11 protein-coding genes and 4 tRNA genes are annotated in these 16992 nt (G+C 62.2%); 2 read left to right on the top strand and 13 right to left on the bottom strand.

From position 1 onward, the window contains the following. Window positions 1-126 precede the first annotated feature (126 nt). The 8 genes from HMPREF1023_RS07480 to HMPREF1023_RS07445 all read right to left on the bottom strand — a co-directional run bounded on the left by HMPREF1023_RS07480 (window position 127) and on the right by HMPREF1023_RS07445 (window position 6385). Window positions 127-219: transfer RNA gene (locus tag HMPREF1023_RS07480), tRNA-Ser, on the bottom strand. A 57-nt stretch (window positions 220-276) separates the two neighbouring features. Beyond that, window positions 277-368: transfer RNA gene (locus HMPREF1023_RS07475), tRNA-Ser, on the bottom strand. Window positions 369-431: 63 nt separating this feature from the next. Continuing rightward, complete coding sequence (locus HMPREF1023_RS07470; protein ID WP_227101151.1) at window positions 432-1526, bottom strand: ABC transporter ATP-binding protein; 1095 nt, start codon at window positions 1524-1526, stop codon at window positions 432-434. Window positions 1527-1635: 109 nt separating this feature from the next. Then, window positions 1636-2892 (bottom strand): peptidylprolyl isomerase, encoded by a 1257-nt coding sequence (locus HMPREF1023_RS07465; protein ID WP_009305597.1) that lies wholly within the window; start codon window positions 2890-2892, stop codon window positions 1636-1638. Between the two features lie 247 nt (window positions 2893-3139). Then, window positions 3140-4951, bottom strand: a complete 1812-nt coding sequence (typA, locus tag HMPREF1023_RS07460; protein ID WP_009305596.1) for a translational GTPase TypA — start codon at window positions 4949-4951, stop codon at window positions 3140-3142. Window positions 4952-5163: 212 nt separating this feature from the next. Continuing rightward, window positions 5164-5733: a J domain-containing protein gene (locus HMPREF1023_RS07455; RefSeq protein ID WP_009305595.1), complete on the bottom strand. Its 570-nt coding sequence runs from the start codon at window positions 5731-5733 to the stop codon at window positions 5164-5166. Window positions 5734-6124: 391 nt separating this feature from the next. Then, a tRNA-Ala gene (locus HMPREF1023_RS07450) sits at window positions 6125-6200 on the bottom strand. Between the two features lie 108 nt (window positions 6201-6308). After that, window positions 6309-6385: transfer RNA gene (locus HMPREF1023_RS07445), tRNA-Ile, on the bottom strand. A gap of 196 nt (window positions 6386-6581) precedes the next feature. Here HMPREF1023_RS07445 and HMPREF1023_RS07440 point away from each other — a divergent pair. Beyond that, window positions 6582-7442 (top strand): LysR family transcriptional regulator, encoded by an 861-nt coding sequence (locus HMPREF1023_RS07440; protein WP_009608933.1) that lies wholly within the window; start codon window positions 6582-6584, stop codon window positions 7440-7442. 138 nt (window positions 7443-7580) lie between these two features. Continuing rightward, window positions 7581-8090: a bifunctional nuclease family protein gene (locus tag HMPREF1023_RS07435; protein ID WP_009608949.1), complete on the top strand. Its 510-nt coding sequence runs from the start codon at window positions 7581-7583 to the stop codon at window positions 8088-8090. A 31-nt stretch (window positions 8091-8121) separates the two neighbouring features. On the opposite strand, the gene HMPREF1023_RS07430 is transcribed toward HMPREF1023_RS07435, so the two are convergent. From HMPREF1023_RS07430 to HMPREF1023_RS07410, 5 genes are all read right to left on the bottom strand, one after another. Then, window positions 8122-9789, bottom strand: a complete 1668-nt coding sequence (locus HMPREF1023_RS07430; protein WP_009305592.1) for an MATE family efflux transporter — start codon at window positions 9787-9789, stop codon at window positions 8122-8124. 369 nt (window positions 9790-10158) lie between these two features. Next, the gene (gene gyrA / locus HMPREF1023_RS07425) at window positions 10159-12957 is read right to left on the bottom strand and encodes a DNA gyrase subunit A (RefSeq protein ID WP_009305591.1); all 2799 of its coding nucleotides are present in this window, start codon (window positions 12955-12957) and stop codon (window positions 10159-10161) included. A gap of 71 nt (window positions 12958-13028) precedes the next feature. After that, window positions 13029-14981, bottom strand: coding sequence for a DNA topoisomerase (ATP-hydrolyzing) subunit B (gene gyrB / locus HMPREF1023_RS07420; RefSeq protein WP_157011223.1), 1953 nt, complete (start codon window positions 14979-14981; stop codon window positions 13029-13031). A 165-nt stretch (window positions 14982-15146) separates the two neighbouring features. Then, window positions 15147-15722 (bottom strand): hypothetical protein, encoded by a 576-nt coding sequence (locus tag HMPREF1023_RS07415; RefSeq protein ID WP_009305589.1) that lies wholly within the window; start codon window positions 15720-15722, stop codon window positions 15147-15149. After that, window positions 15719-16981: a DNA replication/repair protein RecF gene (locus HMPREF1023_RS07410; RefSeq protein WP_009305588.1), complete on the bottom strand. Its 1263-nt coding sequence runs from the start codon at window positions 16979-16981 to the stop codon at window positions 15719-15721. Before HMPREF1023_RS07410 ends, HMPREF1023_RS07415 begins: the two co-directional genes overlap by 4 nt. Window positions 16982-16992: the final 11 nt, after the last annotated feature.

The raw sequence follows: 16992 nt of genomic DNA, 5'->3' as shown, positions 1-16992 counted from the left end.
ACTGAATAATTATCTTTCCAGTTGAATGACCTTATTTGCATTATTCGAGAATAATACTCAGTCGGTTTACCATCAAGGCGCCCCTATCAAACAAAAAAGCGCCCGAAGGCGCTTGTTTGATGAAACTGGCGGAAGGGCAGGGATTTGAACCCTGGTCACCGGGGTCGCCGGTGAAACGGTTTTCGAGACCGCCGCATTCAGCCGCTCTGCCACCCTTCCGCGTATGATCGGGGCAAAACCCCGTATGAAACGCGCCTCGGGGGCGCGGGAGTAATCTGGCGGAGAGATAGGGATTCGAACCCTAGGTACTCTTTTGGAGCACACACGATTTCCAATCGTGCACCTTCGGCCAGCTCGGTCATCTCTCCGCTTATTGGTCGAGCATGCTCGCGCGTTGCGCGGTCATGCAGCAGCTACGTAGTATACAACAGCTAATACGCACTCACAAGCGAGAAATATTCCTCTTCACGAGCATCATCGAAATTTTCGTCTGCTTGCACACAGGGCGAGGCGGATTTCGCACTCGACGCGCAGGGTATAGAAGATGTCGACGCAGCGTCAACAACGGATCGCGGAAGCGTGCTATGCGGTACGGCTGATCGCGGAGACGTCGTGGGGGATGCGGCGGAATGAGAAGTATGCGTGGCCGGCTCCGTGGAACGTCCGGCGATCATGCGCTGCACGTGCAAAGGAACGTCGAACAGCTCGCTCATCACGCCATCCGTCAAGAGCCGGCCTTTCGACCCGTCGGCGAACACCGTACCGTTTTTCAATAGCACGACGCGCTTGATCTCGGGGATAATATCCTCGGGATAGTGCGTGACCAGCACGATTCCCTTTCCCGCTTTCGCAAGCGTGCGCATACTCGACCGAACGTAATACATACCTTCGGGATCAAGTCCGGTGCACGGCTCGTCGAACACAAGAACTTCGGGGTCGTGCACGAGCGCACGAGCTATGAGCACTCGTCGCGCCTGGCCGGTGGACAGCGTCATGATGTCGCGTGCCGCCAACTCGTCAACACCCAGCAGCTCCATAACCTCACGAGCTCGCTCACGGGCTTCGTGCAAGTGCTGGGCGTCGACCCGCGCCGGGACGCCCAGCATTCCGTACAACCCTCCGGCCACCACGTCCACCGTAGGCAGATGTACGGAAATCTGATCCTGCATCGTCGACGAGACGACGCCCAAGCTCCGCTTCACGTCCGCAAGGGTCGCACGCTCGCTGCCGCGAAACCGAACCGGCGGCACTTCCCGGTGCAAGGGAAGCATCTCGCGCGTGATCAGCTTTACAAACGTAGATTTTCCCGACCCGTTCGGACCCAGCAACGCAAGATGCTCGCCTTCCTCCAGTCGAAACGAGTCGACCGTCAGAATAGGCGCGCCCGCACGCTGCACGACCGCGTTGTGCAGTTCGAGGAAGGGAGGCGTTTGGATATCCATGGTTCTCCTAAGGGGCCGCGGATGTTTCACGTGAAACATCCGGTCGGGACGGGCGATCCACAAGCAACCGAGGCTGGCAAGCAACCCGGTGAGCCGTCAAACAAACAAACTCGCAGCCACGCCAGAAACGAAACGGCGGGGTCCCGAAGGACGCCCGCCGTGTCGAACTCAGATGAACCAACCTTCCCGAAGCTTAGGCGGCTTCCGCAGGCTGCTCGGAGGCGTTGTCGCCCGCGGCGGCATCGGCATTGCCCTCGGAGGAATCGGCGCCATCGGTCGCGGCCTGATCCTCGGAAGCGGGAGCGTCGGTACCGTCGGCAGAAGCACCGTCGGCAGCCTCACCGCCTTCGGCACCGTCCTTCGAACCTTCCTGAGTTCCGTCGGTTGCGCCGCTATCGGCGTTCGGCGCAGGATACTTGGACATATCGACATCATAGGGAAGACCCTGAGGCATGTCGTTGATCTTGATGTCGGCAGCCTCGGTGGTTTCGTCAAGCCACTTCTTGTAGGCTTCCTGCTGCTTCGTGGACTTCAGCGACGAAGCGATGACGGATATCCACTCTTCCGGGATCTGATCGAGGCTCGTCACTTCTTCAGGAGCCTTGTACACATCGGTGCACTTGATGATATGGATGCCGAACTGTGTGGTAACGAGACCGCTCAACTGGCCTTTCTCAAGCGGCTCGAGGCCGTCCTTGTACTCTTTCGCCAGGTTGCTGGGGTTGTTCCAACCCACATCGCCATCGCGCTCGACAGAACCCGGATCCTGCGAGTATTCCTTCACCGCATCGACGAAGTCAAGCTCGCCGGAGTTGAGCTTGTCGAGCACTTCCTGAGCAGTTGCTTCATCATCGGAATTGAACAGGATATGAGAGGAACGCTTGGAACCGTCGTACGCGGTCGCGTACATCTGGGCGTACTGCAGCATGTCAGCGTCGCTGGGATCTTCGTCGGAGGCGAACGATGCGTACAGCTTGTTCTCCTTGAGCTTCTGCTCTATTTCAGCGCGATAGCTATCTTCGGTCATTCCCGCCTGATCGAGCGCGGCCTGCCACTTCTCGTCGGTGTCGTAGTTCGCCTTCACCTTGTCGATCTGCTCGTCAATCTCGGAGCTCTCGACGGTGATGCCCTTCTCCTCGACGCCTTCCTTCAGCAACTCACGCTGGGCGTAGGAATTGAACACTTCTTCACGCACGGAAGCAGGGGTGTAATCGTTCTGAGAAAGCCATGTGCCCCACGAATCTTCATCGTCAGCACCCAGCTGCTCGCGCACGCCCTGGATGTAGTTGGTGATGGTGTCTTCGGCGATTTCCACACCGTTGACCGTGCCCGCCACACCGCCGGTGCCCGACGAAGCGTTGTCATCGCTCGAGCATCCGGCCAGACCCCATGCGCATGCCGCCGTCAAACCGACCGCGCACACGGTCTTCATGATGTACGTTTTCTTCATATGACCCTTCCCTCGAACATGGGCTTCGCCCTCGCACCGCCTACTGGATCGCCCATGAGATAAGTACTGCGCTGTATTCTCGCACACGCGATAAAACGGGTTCTTGCGTTGCACAATATACCCATTATCGATTCACAGTCCCCACGCCAGGTTTAGGGATATACCCGCCTGTTCGCGCGAGCTGAAGCCTTATTTCCCTCTTGTAAGAATGCGCCCTGATCAGGGCGCATTCTTACATAGTGATAGATTATTTCTTGGCAGCCTTCTTGCGATCGGTGGCCGACAGCATCCGCTTGCGTAGGCGGATGTTCTGCGGGGTGACTTCCACCAGCTCGTCATCCTCGATGTACTCCAACGCCTCTTCCAGCGTGAACGTGATGGGCGGCGTGAGCGAGATAGCCTTGTCGGCGCCCGACGAACGCTGGTTGCCCAACTGCTTCGACTTGGCGATGTTGACCACCATGTCGCCTTCCTTCGACGACTCGCCCACGATCATGCCTTCGTAGCATTCCTGGCCGGGACCCACGAACAGGCGGCCGCGCTCCTGCAGCGCATCCAGAGCGTACGCGACGCTCTTCTCGGTGGACATGGAGATCATCGAGCCGTTCTTGCGCCCGTTCATCTCGCCGCGATACGGGCCGTACTCGGAGAAATGATGGAACATCGTGGCTTCGCCACGCGTGACGTTCAGCAGACGGGTGCGCAATCCCATCGTGCCGCGCGACGGAATCTTGAACACGAGGTGCGTCTGGTCGCCGCGCTGGTACATGTCGGACATCTCGCCGCCGGCGCTGCCGAACACCTCGATGGCCTTGCCTGCGTACTCGCTGGGCACGTCCACCGTGGCCTCCTCGATGGGTTCCAGCTTGCGGCCGGACTCGTCCTTCTTGATGAGCACGCGCGGGCGACCTACCTGGAACTCGAATCCTTCGCGGCGCATCGTCTCCATGAGAACCGACAGGTGCAGCAGGCCGCGGCCGGCAACCTCAACGCCCGACTTGTCCTCAAGCTCCTCGATGCGCATGGAGATGTTGCTCTCCTTCTCGCGCATCAGGCGCTCCTTGAGCTGGCGCGCTCCCACGATGTCGCCCTCGCGGCCGACGAGCGGGCTGGACGATGCCTCGAACACGATGGCCATCGTGGGCTCTTCCACTTGGATGGGATCGAAGCGCACGGGGTTCTCGCGACTGGTCACCATGTCGCCGATGTCAGCGTCTTCCACGCCCACCACGGCCACGATGTCGCCGGCGTGCACCTCCTGCTGCTCCTTCTTGCCCAGCGCCTCGAACGTGAACACCTGCTTGATGTTGGTGTTGTAGCGCGTGCCGTCGTTCTTGATGACCAGCGAGGGCTCGCCTTTATGGATGGTGCCGGAGAACAGGCGCCCCACGCCGATGCGGCCGACGAAGCTGGAATGGTCGACGGTGCAGATCTGCAGCGCCACCGGGCCGTTCGGCTCGCAGTCGGGAGCCGGGATCTCCTTGAGGATGGTTTCCAGCAGCGGGATCATGTCCATGTTGTCGTCGTCGGGCGCGAAACGGGCGTAGCCGTTCATGGCACTGGCGTAGACGACGGGGAAGTCCAGCTGCGCGTCGGATGCTTCGAGCTCCACCATGAGGTCGAACACCTCGTCCACCACTTCGTTGGGGCGCGCGCCCGGACGGTCGATCTTGTTCACCACTAGGATGATGCGCAGGCCCTGTTCAAGCGCGTGGCGCAGCACGAAACGGGTCTGCGGCATGGGGCCTTCGAACGCGTCCACGATGAGCAGGGCGCCGTCGGCCATGTTCAGCACGCGCTCCACCTCGCCGCCGAAGTCGGCGTGGCCCGGCGTGTCGATGACGTTGATCTTCACGTCGTTGTACACGACCGAGATGTTCTTGGACAGGATGGTAATGCCGCGCTCGCGCTCCTGGTCGTTGCTGTCCAGCACGCGCTCGTCAACCTGCTGGTTCTCGCGGAACACGCCGCTGGCGTACAGCAGGCGGTCGACGATGGTGGTCTTGCCGTGGTCAACGTGCGCGATAATGGCGACGTTGCGGATGTTCTCTTGCTTCATGCCTTTCTTCTTCTTTCTATTCAAGCCATGCCTAAATCGGCGCGGCGATGATCCTTGCGATGGGGCCTGCGGCGGGTACCGCTCCCGCAGAGGACGATTGTCGCCCGAAAGGTGCGTTTTCCGCTTGAATTCCGCACGTTTCGGGCGACAAGGCAGGCGCTGCCGGGCGATCGGGACGATAAGGAGAGACGACCGCCGGCGAAGTACGGCGGCTACACGTCGTCCAACTCCTCGGCGAGGCGGCGCTCTTCCTTGTTGAGCTCGGCGATATGTTCGTTGAGCGTGGCGATGGTTCTCTGGGACGACACGACCTGCACGATGCCCCACACAGCGGCGGCACTTGCAATGGCGGCAACGATACCGAACAGGCCGAACGGCCGGCGGCCGGCTATCAGCGCCACGATGCCGCCGATAGCGGTCATGGCAATGCCGTTACGACGCTCGTCAAGCGCCACATCGCGCTGCTTAACCAGCTGCGTGCGTGCGGCGGCTACGCCGGCCATGCGCGCCTCAACCTGGTTGGACGACGTGTAGCTGCGGGCGCGCTCGGCAGCGGCGCGCGGATCGCGAGCGGAGGTGCGCGAGCCTTTTCCGCTGGTCAGGTAGTCGTATGCTTCTTGGAGGTTCTTGAACTGCTCAGTCGCGCGATCTTGGAGCTTCTTGTTGCTGGCGAACCGGTCGGGATGCAGGATCTGCACCGTTTCCTTGTAGGCGGTTTTCACATCTTCGGGCGTGGCATCATCGTCCAGTCCTAAAATGCGCAGTGCTTCCGTTCGATTCATAGCTCCCCATGTGCCGGTTTCGCGGTTGGTATCCGAAGCAGGATTCTACCATGCCACCTGCACGATCGCGATGTTTCCGGCTTGCGCTCACAGAATGCACGTGGGAAAAGAGCGCAGCGCGAAACCGCGGGAGGCTGTGTTTCACGTGAAACACTTGTCACAATGACTCATGATAAACGAACAAATGTTTCACGTGAAACATCTTCGGTAAAGAGAAGTCCCTTCGACAGCGAGCTCATAAGTTCGCGAGTCGGAACCGGGCGACGGAGTTCTCCGACCGGGTACGCACAGTGTTATCTGAGAGTTGAACGCGCGCGGCAGGGCTCTCAACCGATCATGACCAGAAGCAACGAACCCCTGCCTCTCGGCGGGGGTTCGGATGAATAACGTATGGTGGAGCATAGGGGGATCGAACCCCTGACCTCAGGCTTGCAAAGCCCGCGCTCTCCCAGCTGAGCTAATGCCCCAAGTTGCACATTCTTTGGCTAGTCGCGAACTGCATAAAACCGCGTCTAGAAATTAATAAACGCTCCACCGGCTAACTCGGCTCACGGTGGAGCGTTTATTGCAAAAAATGGTGGGCCCGAATGGATTTGAACCAGCGACCTCACGCTTATCAGGCGTGCGCTCTAACCAACTGAGCTACGGGCCCAAAAAAAGTGCCTGATCACTATACGTCGAATCACTAAGTTCGGTCAAGCACTTTTTGAATATTTCTTACCAGTTTTTGAATATCCGGTAACGGCAGCGTTTTTTCCAACTCGAGAGCCGTGCACTCGGGTGCGCATTCCGATGCATGGTACGCTAAGACCAAGCACCGGGCTTGGCATCGGAAGAGGAACGCTTCATTGAACATCAAACAGATCAAGTACTTCGTCAGCGTCGCGAATCGCGGCAGCCTGTCCTCGGCCGCTCGCGAGCACGGCATTTCCGTGCAGGCAGTGTCGAAGTCGATGGCAGACCTCGAATTCGAATTCGGAGAGAACTTGTTCGATCGCAGCCATCAAGGCATCGAACTCACGCCCCTCGGCGAGGCGTTCCTGGAAAAGGCCGCCGAAGTCGATTCGTCGTTTCGAGAGTTGGAGCTGATAAGCGAGTCCTGTGACGAAAAACCCGTCAAACTCCGGCTGTTCCTCGTCGCACCGGCGTTCTGCAACAACGCGAAAGCCCGCGCTAATATGGCTGCGTTCTTCGACAAGCACCTGAACGCCCGAACCGAAACATCCATCGGAACAGGAGAAGCCGGCCTTGACGCCCTTCGCGCGGGGTCATGCGATGCGCTCATCACCATAGGGCCGCTCGACCGCCCCGGCTTCGATTGCTTCCCCATGGGAACAGTTCCCGCAGGAATCTGCATGGCTGCGAATCACCCTCTGGCCCGCCAAAACGCCGTATCCCTCGAACAGCTGGAGCCCTACCGCGTGATATCTTCGCGCACGTTCGACCATTTCAACGAATCCATCTTGGTCATGTACCGCGAAGACGGGCTGAAATCGCCGATTGTCGAACCGCTCGCGTTTGACGCGCCGCGCCAGTTCTACGTCAAGCACGCGGTGTGCTTCATGGTGAACATCGCCCCGCTTGGCGAGACGCTTCCCCGCAGCCGGATGGTTCCCCTCGCAAGCGAAGATGCGAAGGCAATCCCTCTTTGCCTCATCACGCTCAAGGAGCAAAATCGCCCGCGTACCGAAGCATGGAGCAGCTGCTGAAGGCTCGCGTGAAAACACGACCGTCCGTATCTTGAAACCGAAACGCCACGGCGATGCGACCGGCGACCCTGCCGAAGCGCTATAATCGGTAGGCCGGCCGCGCGCGACGCGACGCAAGAAACCCGAGGAGGAGTGCCGATGATTCCCGTTACCGTTCAAACGCTGATCGTCTCGGCGGCGCCGTCGCCGTCCATCATCGTGCTGCAACCGGTAGAGGAGATCGTCCAAGAAGGAAAGTCGCGCATCATCCCCATCTGGGTGGGCGTGAACGAAGCGACGCAAATGGGCATCGCGCTGGAAAAAGCGCGGTTCTCGCGGCCGATGACGCACGACCTGTTCCTCGACGCGCTGACGAACCTCGACGCGCAGATCGACCACGTGGTCATCAACGACGTGCAGGGTGCGACGTTCTTCGCGCGGCTCACGCTGCGCCAGCACGACCGCCTCATCGACCTCGACGCGCGCCCGAGCGACGCGTTGGCGCTGGCCGTGCGGCAGAAAGCTCCCATCTATATCGAGGAGGATGTGCTGGAGCGTGCTTCGTTCCCCTATGTGCTGAGGCGGACGGAACCGGAAGCGAGCGAAGCCGAACTGTCCGAGTTCAAAAAGTTTCTCGAAGGTCTCGCCCCGGAAGATTTCGAGGGCTGACCGATTCAGCCGGCGGAAAGCTTTCCGCCGCCTACCACAGTGCCGTCAAGGCATCGATGACGGCCTGAACGATCCCATGCGTCAAGCCCCCGTCGTCGGCCAGCGCCAGCCCCATAATCGCCGACAGGCTGACGGCGCCCGGTTCTTTCGGACGGCCCGTTGCGCTGGGCTTCTTCAACACGAACATCGACGGCTTCGCGTACGACACGGCCGGAGTCTCCACGGCATCCGGAGGCGTTTCGAGCCGAGGCTCGGGCCGCCGCTCCTGAGCGCGCCGCCGCCATCCTCCGCGTGCGAACGTTACCAGCAGGAACCCGGCGCGCAGCCACTCGTCCACGCACATGGCCACCCACATGCCCACGATGCCCCAGCCTAAGCCGATTCCCAGCGCATAGCCGCCTGCCACCGCGAATATCCACGACGAGATGACGTTCACCGTCACCGGGGTCTTCACGTCGCCCACCGCGATGAGCGCCTTTACCATCACGATGTTGAGCGCACGCCCGATACCCAGGAATATCTCCACAAGCAGCACCTGGCGACCCAGCTCGTGCACCATCGGATCGGCGGTGAACAGGCCGAACACCGCGTCGGCGTTGATCCAGATGAGCGTGGACACGCAGGTGGTCAGCGCCACGGCGATGAGATCGGCCACCCACACGCGCCGCGCGACCGCATCGAACTTGCCCGCGCCGAACAGATACCCCAGCACGATCTGCGTCGCCTGCGACAACGCGATGGAATACAGGTAGGCGATGCCCGCGATCATCGAGCAGTACACCTTCACGGTGACCACCGTGGTGCCCAGCACGTTGATGAACGACAGGATGACGATCTGTGCGAGGTCGTAGTTCATCTGCTCGCCCGACGAGGGGATGCCCACGCCCAGCATGCGCCGAAGCGTCTTCCAGGGGAACGGGCGCAGGTACGCCAGGCGCATGCGCACATCGGTATGGCGCAGCACGAGGCGGCATGCCACCGCGAGGCCTGCGACGCGCGCCACCACGTTCGCTACCGCCGCGCCTTCCACCCCGAACGCCGGGACGAACGCGACGCCGCCGATGAGCACGGCGCTGGCTGCGATGTTCACCGCGTTCATCGCCAGGCTGGCGCGCATCACGTCGGCGCCGCGCGCGTAGCTGCGCAGCAAAGCCGTGAACGCGAAGAACGCGCCTTGCACCACCGTGGTGGAGCCGACGATCAGCAGGAACGACGACGCCATTCCCGTGATGGACCCGTCGATGTGCAGCCAGGAGAAGAACTGCGGCCAAAAGAGGAACAGCACCGCGGTCATGGCCGCCGCGAGCGCTACGTTCACCACGAGGGCCACAGTGGCGATCTCCGACACCTTGCTGGTCGCCGACGATTTCCCCAGCACGCGGGTCACGAGCACGGTGGAAGCCGTGCCCATGGCCGACAGCGCGATGGTCACGATGTTGAGGATCTGCAGCGCGTTTCCCACCGCGGCGGCCGGCTCGGTTCCCAGCGGCGCCAGCATAAATTGGTTGATGTTCCCGATCATAATTTGCATGAACAGTTCCACGAACAGCGGGACGGAAAGCACGAACACGTCGCCGGCTGTGGTTTTCTCCGCCGGAGAACGCAGGGCGCGTTCGCGGCGCGTCGTTTGCGCGCGCTTCGCGGCTCCGCGCGCTTTCGACGACAGGCGCGCCGCTTGCGCGGCAGCTGCTCGATACATGGGTTTCCGTCCTCCTTTCGCATGAACGGCCGCGTTGGCGGCCGTCGATAACAGTCATGAGGCGTGCAGTATACGGCACGTCAACAACCCGCCAGGGGGCTGCGGGTTCCTTCATGTTTTTCGCATTCATGAGGCAGAGGGAAAGAAAATGTTTCACGTGAAACATCGCGAACGAAGAGAGCCGCAAGCGATAACGCGAAAGAGGCTGAATGTTTCACATGAAACATTCGGGCGCGTGACAGGTGCAGTGCGGGAGCGAATGTTTCACGTGAAACATTCGCTGGGTAGCAGCGCGGCGCGCCAAAAAGAGAACGCCCCGCTTCGCAGGATGCGAGGCGGGGCGTTCAAGGTTACGCTGGAGGCTGTTTTCTACTCTTCGTCGCCTTCCGCGTTCTCTGCTTCTTCGACGCTCTCGATCTCGGCGGTGCCTTCGGCGCCGTCTTCAAGCTCGTCGATGGCGTTCTCGTCCAGCTCCTCGCCTTCCACCTGCGCGCCGGAGGCTTTCTTCTTCTTGCCTCGGCTGGAGATGGCCACCGCGGTCACGCGGTCCTTGTCGGCCGTCTTCATCACGCACACGCCCTGCGTGGAGCGGCCGAGCTCGGAGATGCCCGACACCGGGGTGCGCACGCACACGCCTTCCTCGGACATGATCATGATCTCGTCGTCTTCGGCGACGATCTTCATGACGGCCAGCAGGCCCTTCTTCTCGGTCATCGTGATGGTGAACACGCCCTGGCCGCCGCGATGGTGCTCGGGGTACTCGGCGATGGGGGTGCGCTTGCCGTAGCCCTTCTCGGTGATGACGAACAGGTCGGTGTCGGGCTGCGCGATCTCCATGCCCAGCACCTTGGCGATGGGCGGCACGTTCATGCCGCGCACGCCCATGGTGTCGCGGCCCATGGCGCGCACTTCGCCCTCGTCCCACATGATGGCCTTGCCGGCGCTGGACACCATGAGCACCTTCTCGCCCGGAGCCACGCGCTTCACCGAGATGAGGCGGTCGTTGTCCTTCAGGCTGATGGCGATCAGGCCGTCGCGGCGCGTGCGGTCGTACAGGTCCATCGACGTCTTCTTCACCATGCCGTGCTCGGTGGCGAACATGAGATACTCGTCGGACGGGAAGTCCTTCGTCGCGATGACGGCCGAGATGGTCTCGCCCTTCTCAAGCGGCAGCAGGTTCACGATGGCCGTGCCGCGCGCATGGCGCGACGCCTCGGGCAGCTCGTACACCTTCAGGCGGTACACCTTGCCCTTCGTGGAGAAGAACAGCATGTAGGAGTGCGTCGACGCCACGAACAGGTGCTCGACGTAGTCGTTGTCCTTGAGGTTCACGCCCGACATGCCCTTGCCGCCGCGCTTCTGCTGGCGGTAGGTGGCCACGGGCAGGCGCTTCACGTAGCCGGCCTTCGTCATCGTGACGACCATGCTCTCCTCGGCGATGAGATCCTCGACGTCGAGGTCCTTCGCCGCCTCGGACAAGAGCGTGCGGCGCGGGCTGCCGAACTTCTTCTTCACCTCGAGCAGCTCTTCCTTGATGATCTCGTGCACCAGCTGGTCGTCGGAGAGCACGCGCTTGTAGTACGCGATCCTCTCCAGCAGCTCTTTCAGCTCGTCCTCGATCTTCTGATGCTCCAAGCCGGTGAGGCGGCGCAGGCGCATCTCGAGGATGGCGGCGGTCTGCTTGTCCGTCAAGGCGAAGCGCTCGGTCATGCGCTCGGCAGCTTCCTTGTCGGTCTGCGACGAGCGGATGATGTGGATGATCTCGTCGATGTTGTCCAGCGCGATGATCAAGCCTTCGAGGATATGCGCGCGCTCCTCGGCCTTCGCCAGCTCGTAGCGCGTACGGCGGACGATGACCTCTTCCTGGTGCGCGATGTAGTAGTGCAGCATCTCCTTCAGCGAAAGCACGCGCGGCGCGCCGTCCACCAGCGACAGCATGATCACGCCGAAGCCCACCTGCAGCTGCGTGTGCTTGTACAGCTTGTTCAGCACCACCTGCGGGATGGCGTCCTTCTTGAGGTCGATGATGATGTCGATGCCGTGGCGGTCGGCGCCGTCGTGGATGTTGCTGATCTCGGGCAGCTTCTTCTCGCGCACCAGCTCGCCCAGCTTTTCCAGCAGGCGCTGGCGGTTCACCTGGTAGGGGATCTCGGTGACCACGATGGAGCTGCGGCCGTTCTTGCCCTCTTCCACCTTGCACTTCGCGCGCACGGTCAGCGAGCCGCGGCCCGTCTCGTACGCGTCGCGGATGCCCTTCTTGCCCATGATTATGCCGCCAGTGGGGAAGTCCGGGCCGGGCAGCGCCTTCATCAGCTCTTCGGTGGTGACGTCGGGGTTGTCCAGCATGAGGCACGTGGCGTCGATGGTCTCGCCCAGGTTGTGCGGCGGGATGTTCGTGGCCATGCCCACGGCGATGCCCTGCGAGCCGTTCACCAGCAGGTTGGGGAAGCGCGCGGGAAGAACCGTGGGCTCTTCGAGGCTCTCGTCGTAGTTGGGCTGGAAGTCGACCGTTTCCTTGTCCAGGTCGCGCAGCAGCTCCATGGCCACCTTGTCCAGACGGGACTCGGTGTAACGCATGGCCGCCGCGCCGTCGCCGTCGATGGAGCCGAAGTTGCCGTGGCCGTCCACCAGCGGCACGCGCATCGAGAACGGCTGGGCCAAGCGCACCATCGTGTCGTACACGGCGAAGTCGCCGTGCGGGTGGTACTTGCCGATGACGTCGCCGACCGTACGGGCCGATTTCATGTGCGGGCGGTTCGGCGTGTAGCCGGACTCGTTCATGGCGTACAGGATGCGGCGGTGAACCGGCTTCAAGCCGTCGCGCACGTCCGGCAGGGCGCGCGAGACGATGACGCTCATGGCGTATTCCAGGAACGACGTCTGCATCTCCTTGCCGAGGTAGGCGGAGCGCACGATGGTGCCCTCGCCGCCGTTGGCGCCTTCGACGATGGAGCCGTGCGGGTTCGCGATCGACGACATGTCGATCAGCGAGCGCGCCTTGTTCTCCTCGGACACGAACGCGCCGGGGCGCGACTCGTCCTCACCGCCCTCGACGTCGTTCAGCACGTCGTCTTCGTCGCCGGCCTCGGCCGCTTCGATGTCGCCCGCGTCGTAATCCTCTTCGGCGCGATTCAAGAACTCGTCGAAAGAATCGTTGTTGTCTGCCATAAATCTCCTACCTTACAGGTTGGCGTAGTAAGTCAGCGAGGTATTCCGGCGGTCGTCAGACCACCAGAACGCTAGATGTCCAGGAATCGGACGTCGCGCGCGTGCTTCTGGATGAACTCCTTGCGCGGCTCCACCTGGTCTCCCATGAGGTCGCTCACCACGCGCTCGGCCTCGGCGGCGTCGTCGATGCTCACCTGCAGAAGCGTGCGGGTAGCCGGCTCCATCGTGGTCTCCCACAGCTGATCCGGGTCCATCTCGCCCAGGCCCTTGTAGCGCTGCACGTCGAACTTGTTCGGATCGTCGTACTCGGCCAGCACCGAGCCCAGCGAGCTCTCGTCGTAGATGTAGCGCTCGATCTTCGGCGAGCGCGAGTTCTTCTTCTTGAGGCCGAAGATGGGCGGCTGTGCGATGTAGATGTAGCCGCGATTGATGAGCTCCGGCATGTAGCGGTAGAAGAACGTCAACAGCAGGATGCGGATATGCGCGCCGTCGACGTCGGCATCGGTCATGATGATGATACGGTGGTAGCGCGACTGGTCGGCGTCGAAGTCGTCGCCGATGTTCGTGCCGATAGCCGTGATCAGCGAGCTGATGGTGTCGCTGGAAAGCGAGCGGTGCAAGCCCGCGCGCTCAACGTTGAGGATCTTGCCGCGCAAGGGCAGGATAGCCTGCGTCTTGCGGTCGCGGGCCTGCTTGGCCGAGCCGCCTGCGGAATCGCCCTCTACGATGAACAGTTCGGAGTTCTCCGGGGTCTTGGACGAGCAGTCGGCCAGCTTGCCCGGCAGCGCGAACGAGTCCAGCACGCCCTTGCGGCGCGTCATCTCGCGCGCCTTGCGGGCGGCTTCGCGAGCCTTGAGCGCCTGGGTGGCCTTGCCGATGATGCGCTTGGCCGGGGTCGGATTCTCCTCGAGGTACTCGGCCAGGCCCTGGGTCACGGCGTTCTGCACCAGCGGACGGATCTCGGTGTTGCCCAGCTTCGTCTTCGTCTGGCCCTCGAACTGCGGGTCGTGCAGCTTCACGGACACGATGGCCGCGCAGCCCTCGCGCGTGTCGTCGCCGGAGAGGTTGGAATCCTTCTCTTTGAGGATGCCCTTCGAGCGGGCGTACTCGTTGATGGTGCGCGTGACGGCCTGCTTGAAGCCGTCGAGGTGCGTGCCGCCTTCGTGCGTGTTGATGTTGTTCGCGAACGCCATGACGGAGTTCGTGGAGTACGAGGTGGACCACTGCATGGCCACTTCAACGGTGCCGTCGTCGTTCTCGGCCTCGAAGTAGATGGGCTTGTTCAGCGTTTCCTTGCCCTCGTTCAGGAACTTCACGAAGTCGACGATGCCGCCGGCGTACTGGAACACCTCGGTGCGCGGCTTGCCGTCGGCATCGGTGACGCGCTCGTCGTACAGCACGATCTTGAGGCCCTTGTTGAGGAACGCCATCTCGCGGAAGCGGTTCGCCAGAGTGTCGAAATCGTACACGGTGGTCTCGGTGAAGATCTCCGGGTCGGGCCAGAACGACACGGTCGTGCCGTTGCCGCGCTTCGTGGGGCCAACTTCGCGCAGCTTCTCGGACGTCTTGCCGTGGTCGAAGCCGATGAAGTACTCCTTGCCCTCCTTGCGCACCTGCACTTCCACGCGGGAAGACAGCGCGTTCACGACGGAGACGCCCACGCCGTGCAGGCCGCCGGACACCTTGTAGCCCTCGCCGCCGAACTTGCCGCCTGCGTGCAGGATGGTGAGCACCACCTCGACGGTGGGGATCTTCTCTTTCGGGTGCTTGTCGATCGGGATACCGCGCCCGTTGTCGTCGACCGAGATCGAGTTGTCCTGATGGATCCACACCTTGATCTCGTCGCAGTATCCGGCGAGCGCTTCGTCGACGGCGTTGTCGACGACCTCGTACACCAGGTGGTGCAGGCCGCGAGGACCCGTCGAGCCGATGTACATGCCCGGACGCTTGCGGACCGCCTCCAGGCCCTCGAGGACCTGAATGTCAGAACCGTCGTAATGGTCAGGTTTGTTTGCCACTGACATGCTCCTTTTATAGTGCGATGTGTGAGTGCAGCGCTGATTCGCGCTAACCTGAAAATTCTACCATAACCATGCCTTGATACCAATAAAATCCATCAAGTATGAAGGGTTTTAGAAGCCGTACGAGCCGCGATCTCGTATTCGATCATTATTTTTCGCATCGAACCGCTAAATGCGATTTTTATCGGCACGTATCGCCCTCTCGAGCGCCCTGCGGACCGTGGGACTTTCCACCGCCCCCACGCTGGCTTCGAGAGCAGCTTCCTCTTCGGGCGACAAAGGCGTGCGCGGGGTTTCCTCGCGACTCGCGCGCGCAGCGCGCTCGACGGCACCGTCCTCTTCCGCGCGGCGGAAGGGATGGTGAGCCTTCATTTCGAAGCGCGAAGGCAGGATCTTGAACGTCTCCACGTGCTCGCCTTGTTCTTTCAACTTCATCTTGAGGAACTCTTGGCGCGCATCGAGATCCGAGCGGATGAGGCTGTCGTCGGCGTACACCACCAGCTGCGCGCCCGTGCCCGTATGCGACGCCTTCGTCGTCGCGCCCTTCACCACCTCGTCGGCGGCCATGATGTACACGGCGTTCACGTGGTCGAGCACCATCTGCGCGGCATCCTTGTACACGGCCTCCACCGCGTTGCGCCACGCCACGTTCACGGCGGCGGCGCGCTGCGCCTTGCGCGACGCGTCGTCGCCGGCGGCCAGCGCGGCCATCAGCTCGTTGATGCTCTCGCCCAGCTTCCTCATGAGTCCCCCTCGATTCGCGCCGAAGGTTGTTCGGCCGGATCGGACGGCTGCCCGTCGCGCTCTTCGGCCTCCCCGCGCGCCGGTTGCGCGTCGATCGGCGAATGTTTCACGTGAAACATTCGATCCTCGTCAGGCATTTCGCCGGTTTTGCGCGGTTTCTCCAGCTCTACGATGCGAGCGCCGCCCAGCAGGTCGTCGTCGAAGTAGGCGAGGTTCGTCGTGGTGATGAACGTCTGGATGTCGCCCGAGATGAACGCCACCAGCGCGCGGCGGCGCGCGGCGTCCAGCTCGCTCATCACGTCGTCCAGCAGCAGCACCGGCTTTTGGCGCAAAATGTCCTGGATCAGCGTGGCCTCGGCCAGCTTGAACGCCAGCACCACCGAACGCTGCTGCCCCTGGCTGCCGAACAGGGCGGCGTTCTTGCCGTCGATGAAGAACTCGATGCGGTCGGCATGCGGGCCCACGAGCGCCCGCTTTCGCACGCGCTCCTCGCCGCCGCGGCGCGCAAGCGCATCCGCCAGCGCCTCGCGCGCCTCGTCGCGCCCGAACGTGCGCGTGGCGAACGAAAGGGGATCGTGCTCTTCCCACGAAGGGACGAAGCCCGCGTCCAGCCGCTCATGCCCGTCGGTGATCTCAGCGTAGTACGACGCCATCGAAGCCGCCAGCTTCTCGAACAGCGCGGCGCGGTAGCACGAAAGCTGCGCGCCGCACGTGACCAGCGTCTCGTTCATCGCCCCCACCAGCGCAGCCGGCGCCTCGTCCTTCAGCAGGCGGTTCTTGTGGCGCAGCACCTTCTCGTAATCGCGCCGGATGAGGTAGTGGTTGGCCGACAGCTGCGAGCCCAGCGCGTCCAGCGCGGCGCGGCGCACCGACATGGCCCCTTTCGCCAGCTCCAGGTCGTCGGGCGTGAACGTCACGGACGGTACGAGGCCCTTCAGGTCGGCTGTGCGCTTGGGCTTCCCGTTCAGCAGGTGCTTCTTCTTGCCCTCGGCCATCTGTACCGCCAGCTCAAGCTGACGGCTGCCGTCGGTGACGTCGGCCGTCAAGCGCGCGAAGGGAGCCCCGGCGCGCACCAATTGGTCGACGGGCGCATGTCGAAACGACGATTGCGCCGTCAGCAGGCCTATTCCCTCGACGACGTTCGTCTTCCCCGCGGCGTTCGGTCCCACGAGCACCGTGAGCGGACCGATGCCGTCGAGATCGAACGCCTCGTAGCTGCGGAAGTTCAGAAACGAGATATGGGCGATGGCCAGATCCACGATATGCCGCG

Origin of the sequence: Eggerthella sp. 1_3_56FAA (assembly GCF_000185625.1) — a bacterium.
GTDB classification, from domain to species: Bacteria; Actinomycetota; Coriobacteriia; order Coriobacteriales; family Eggerthellaceae; genus Eggerthella; species Eggerthella lenta.
Note: the sequence above shows the minus strand (reverse complement) of the source record. Positions and strands in the feature narration are given on the sequence as shown.

What these genes read in the sequence shown, in the direction of transcription:
- typA (WP_009305596.1), bottom strand. Translation starts at nt 4,951, where the DNA reads ATGAAGCAAGAGAACATCCGCAACGTCGCCATTATCGCGCACGTTGAC.
- gyrA (WP_009305591.1), bottom strand. Translation starts at nt 12,957, where the DNA reads ATGGCAGACAACAACGATTCTTTCGACGAGTTCTTGAATCGCGCCGAA.
- HMPREF1023_RS07415 (WP_009305589.1), bottom strand. Translation starts at nt 15,722, where the DNA reads ATGAGGAAGCTGGGCGAGAGCATCAACGAGCTGATGGCCGCGCTGGCC.
- HMPREF1023_RS07430 (WP_009305592.1), bottom strand. Translation starts at nt 9,789, where the DNA reads ATGTATCGAGCAGCTGCCGCGCAAGCGGCGCGCCTGTCGTCGAAAGCG.
- HMPREF1023_RS07435 (WP_009608949.1), top strand. Translation starts at nt 7,581, where the DNA reads ATGATTCCCGTTACCGTTCAAACGCTGATCGTCTCGGCGGCGCCGTCG.
- HMPREF1023_RS07455 (WP_009305595.1), bottom strand. Translation starts at nt 5,733, where the DNA reads ATGAATCGAACGGAAGCACTGCGCATTTTAGGACTGGACGATGATGCC.
- HMPREF1023_RS07465 (WP_009305597.1), bottom strand. Translation starts at nt 2,892, where the DNA reads ATGAAGAAAACGTACATCATGAAGACCGTGTGCGCGGTCGGTTTGACG.
- gyrB (WP_157011223.1), bottom strand. Translation starts at nt 14,981, where the DNA reads ATGTCAGTGGCAAACAAACCTGACCATTACGACGGTTCTGACATTCAG.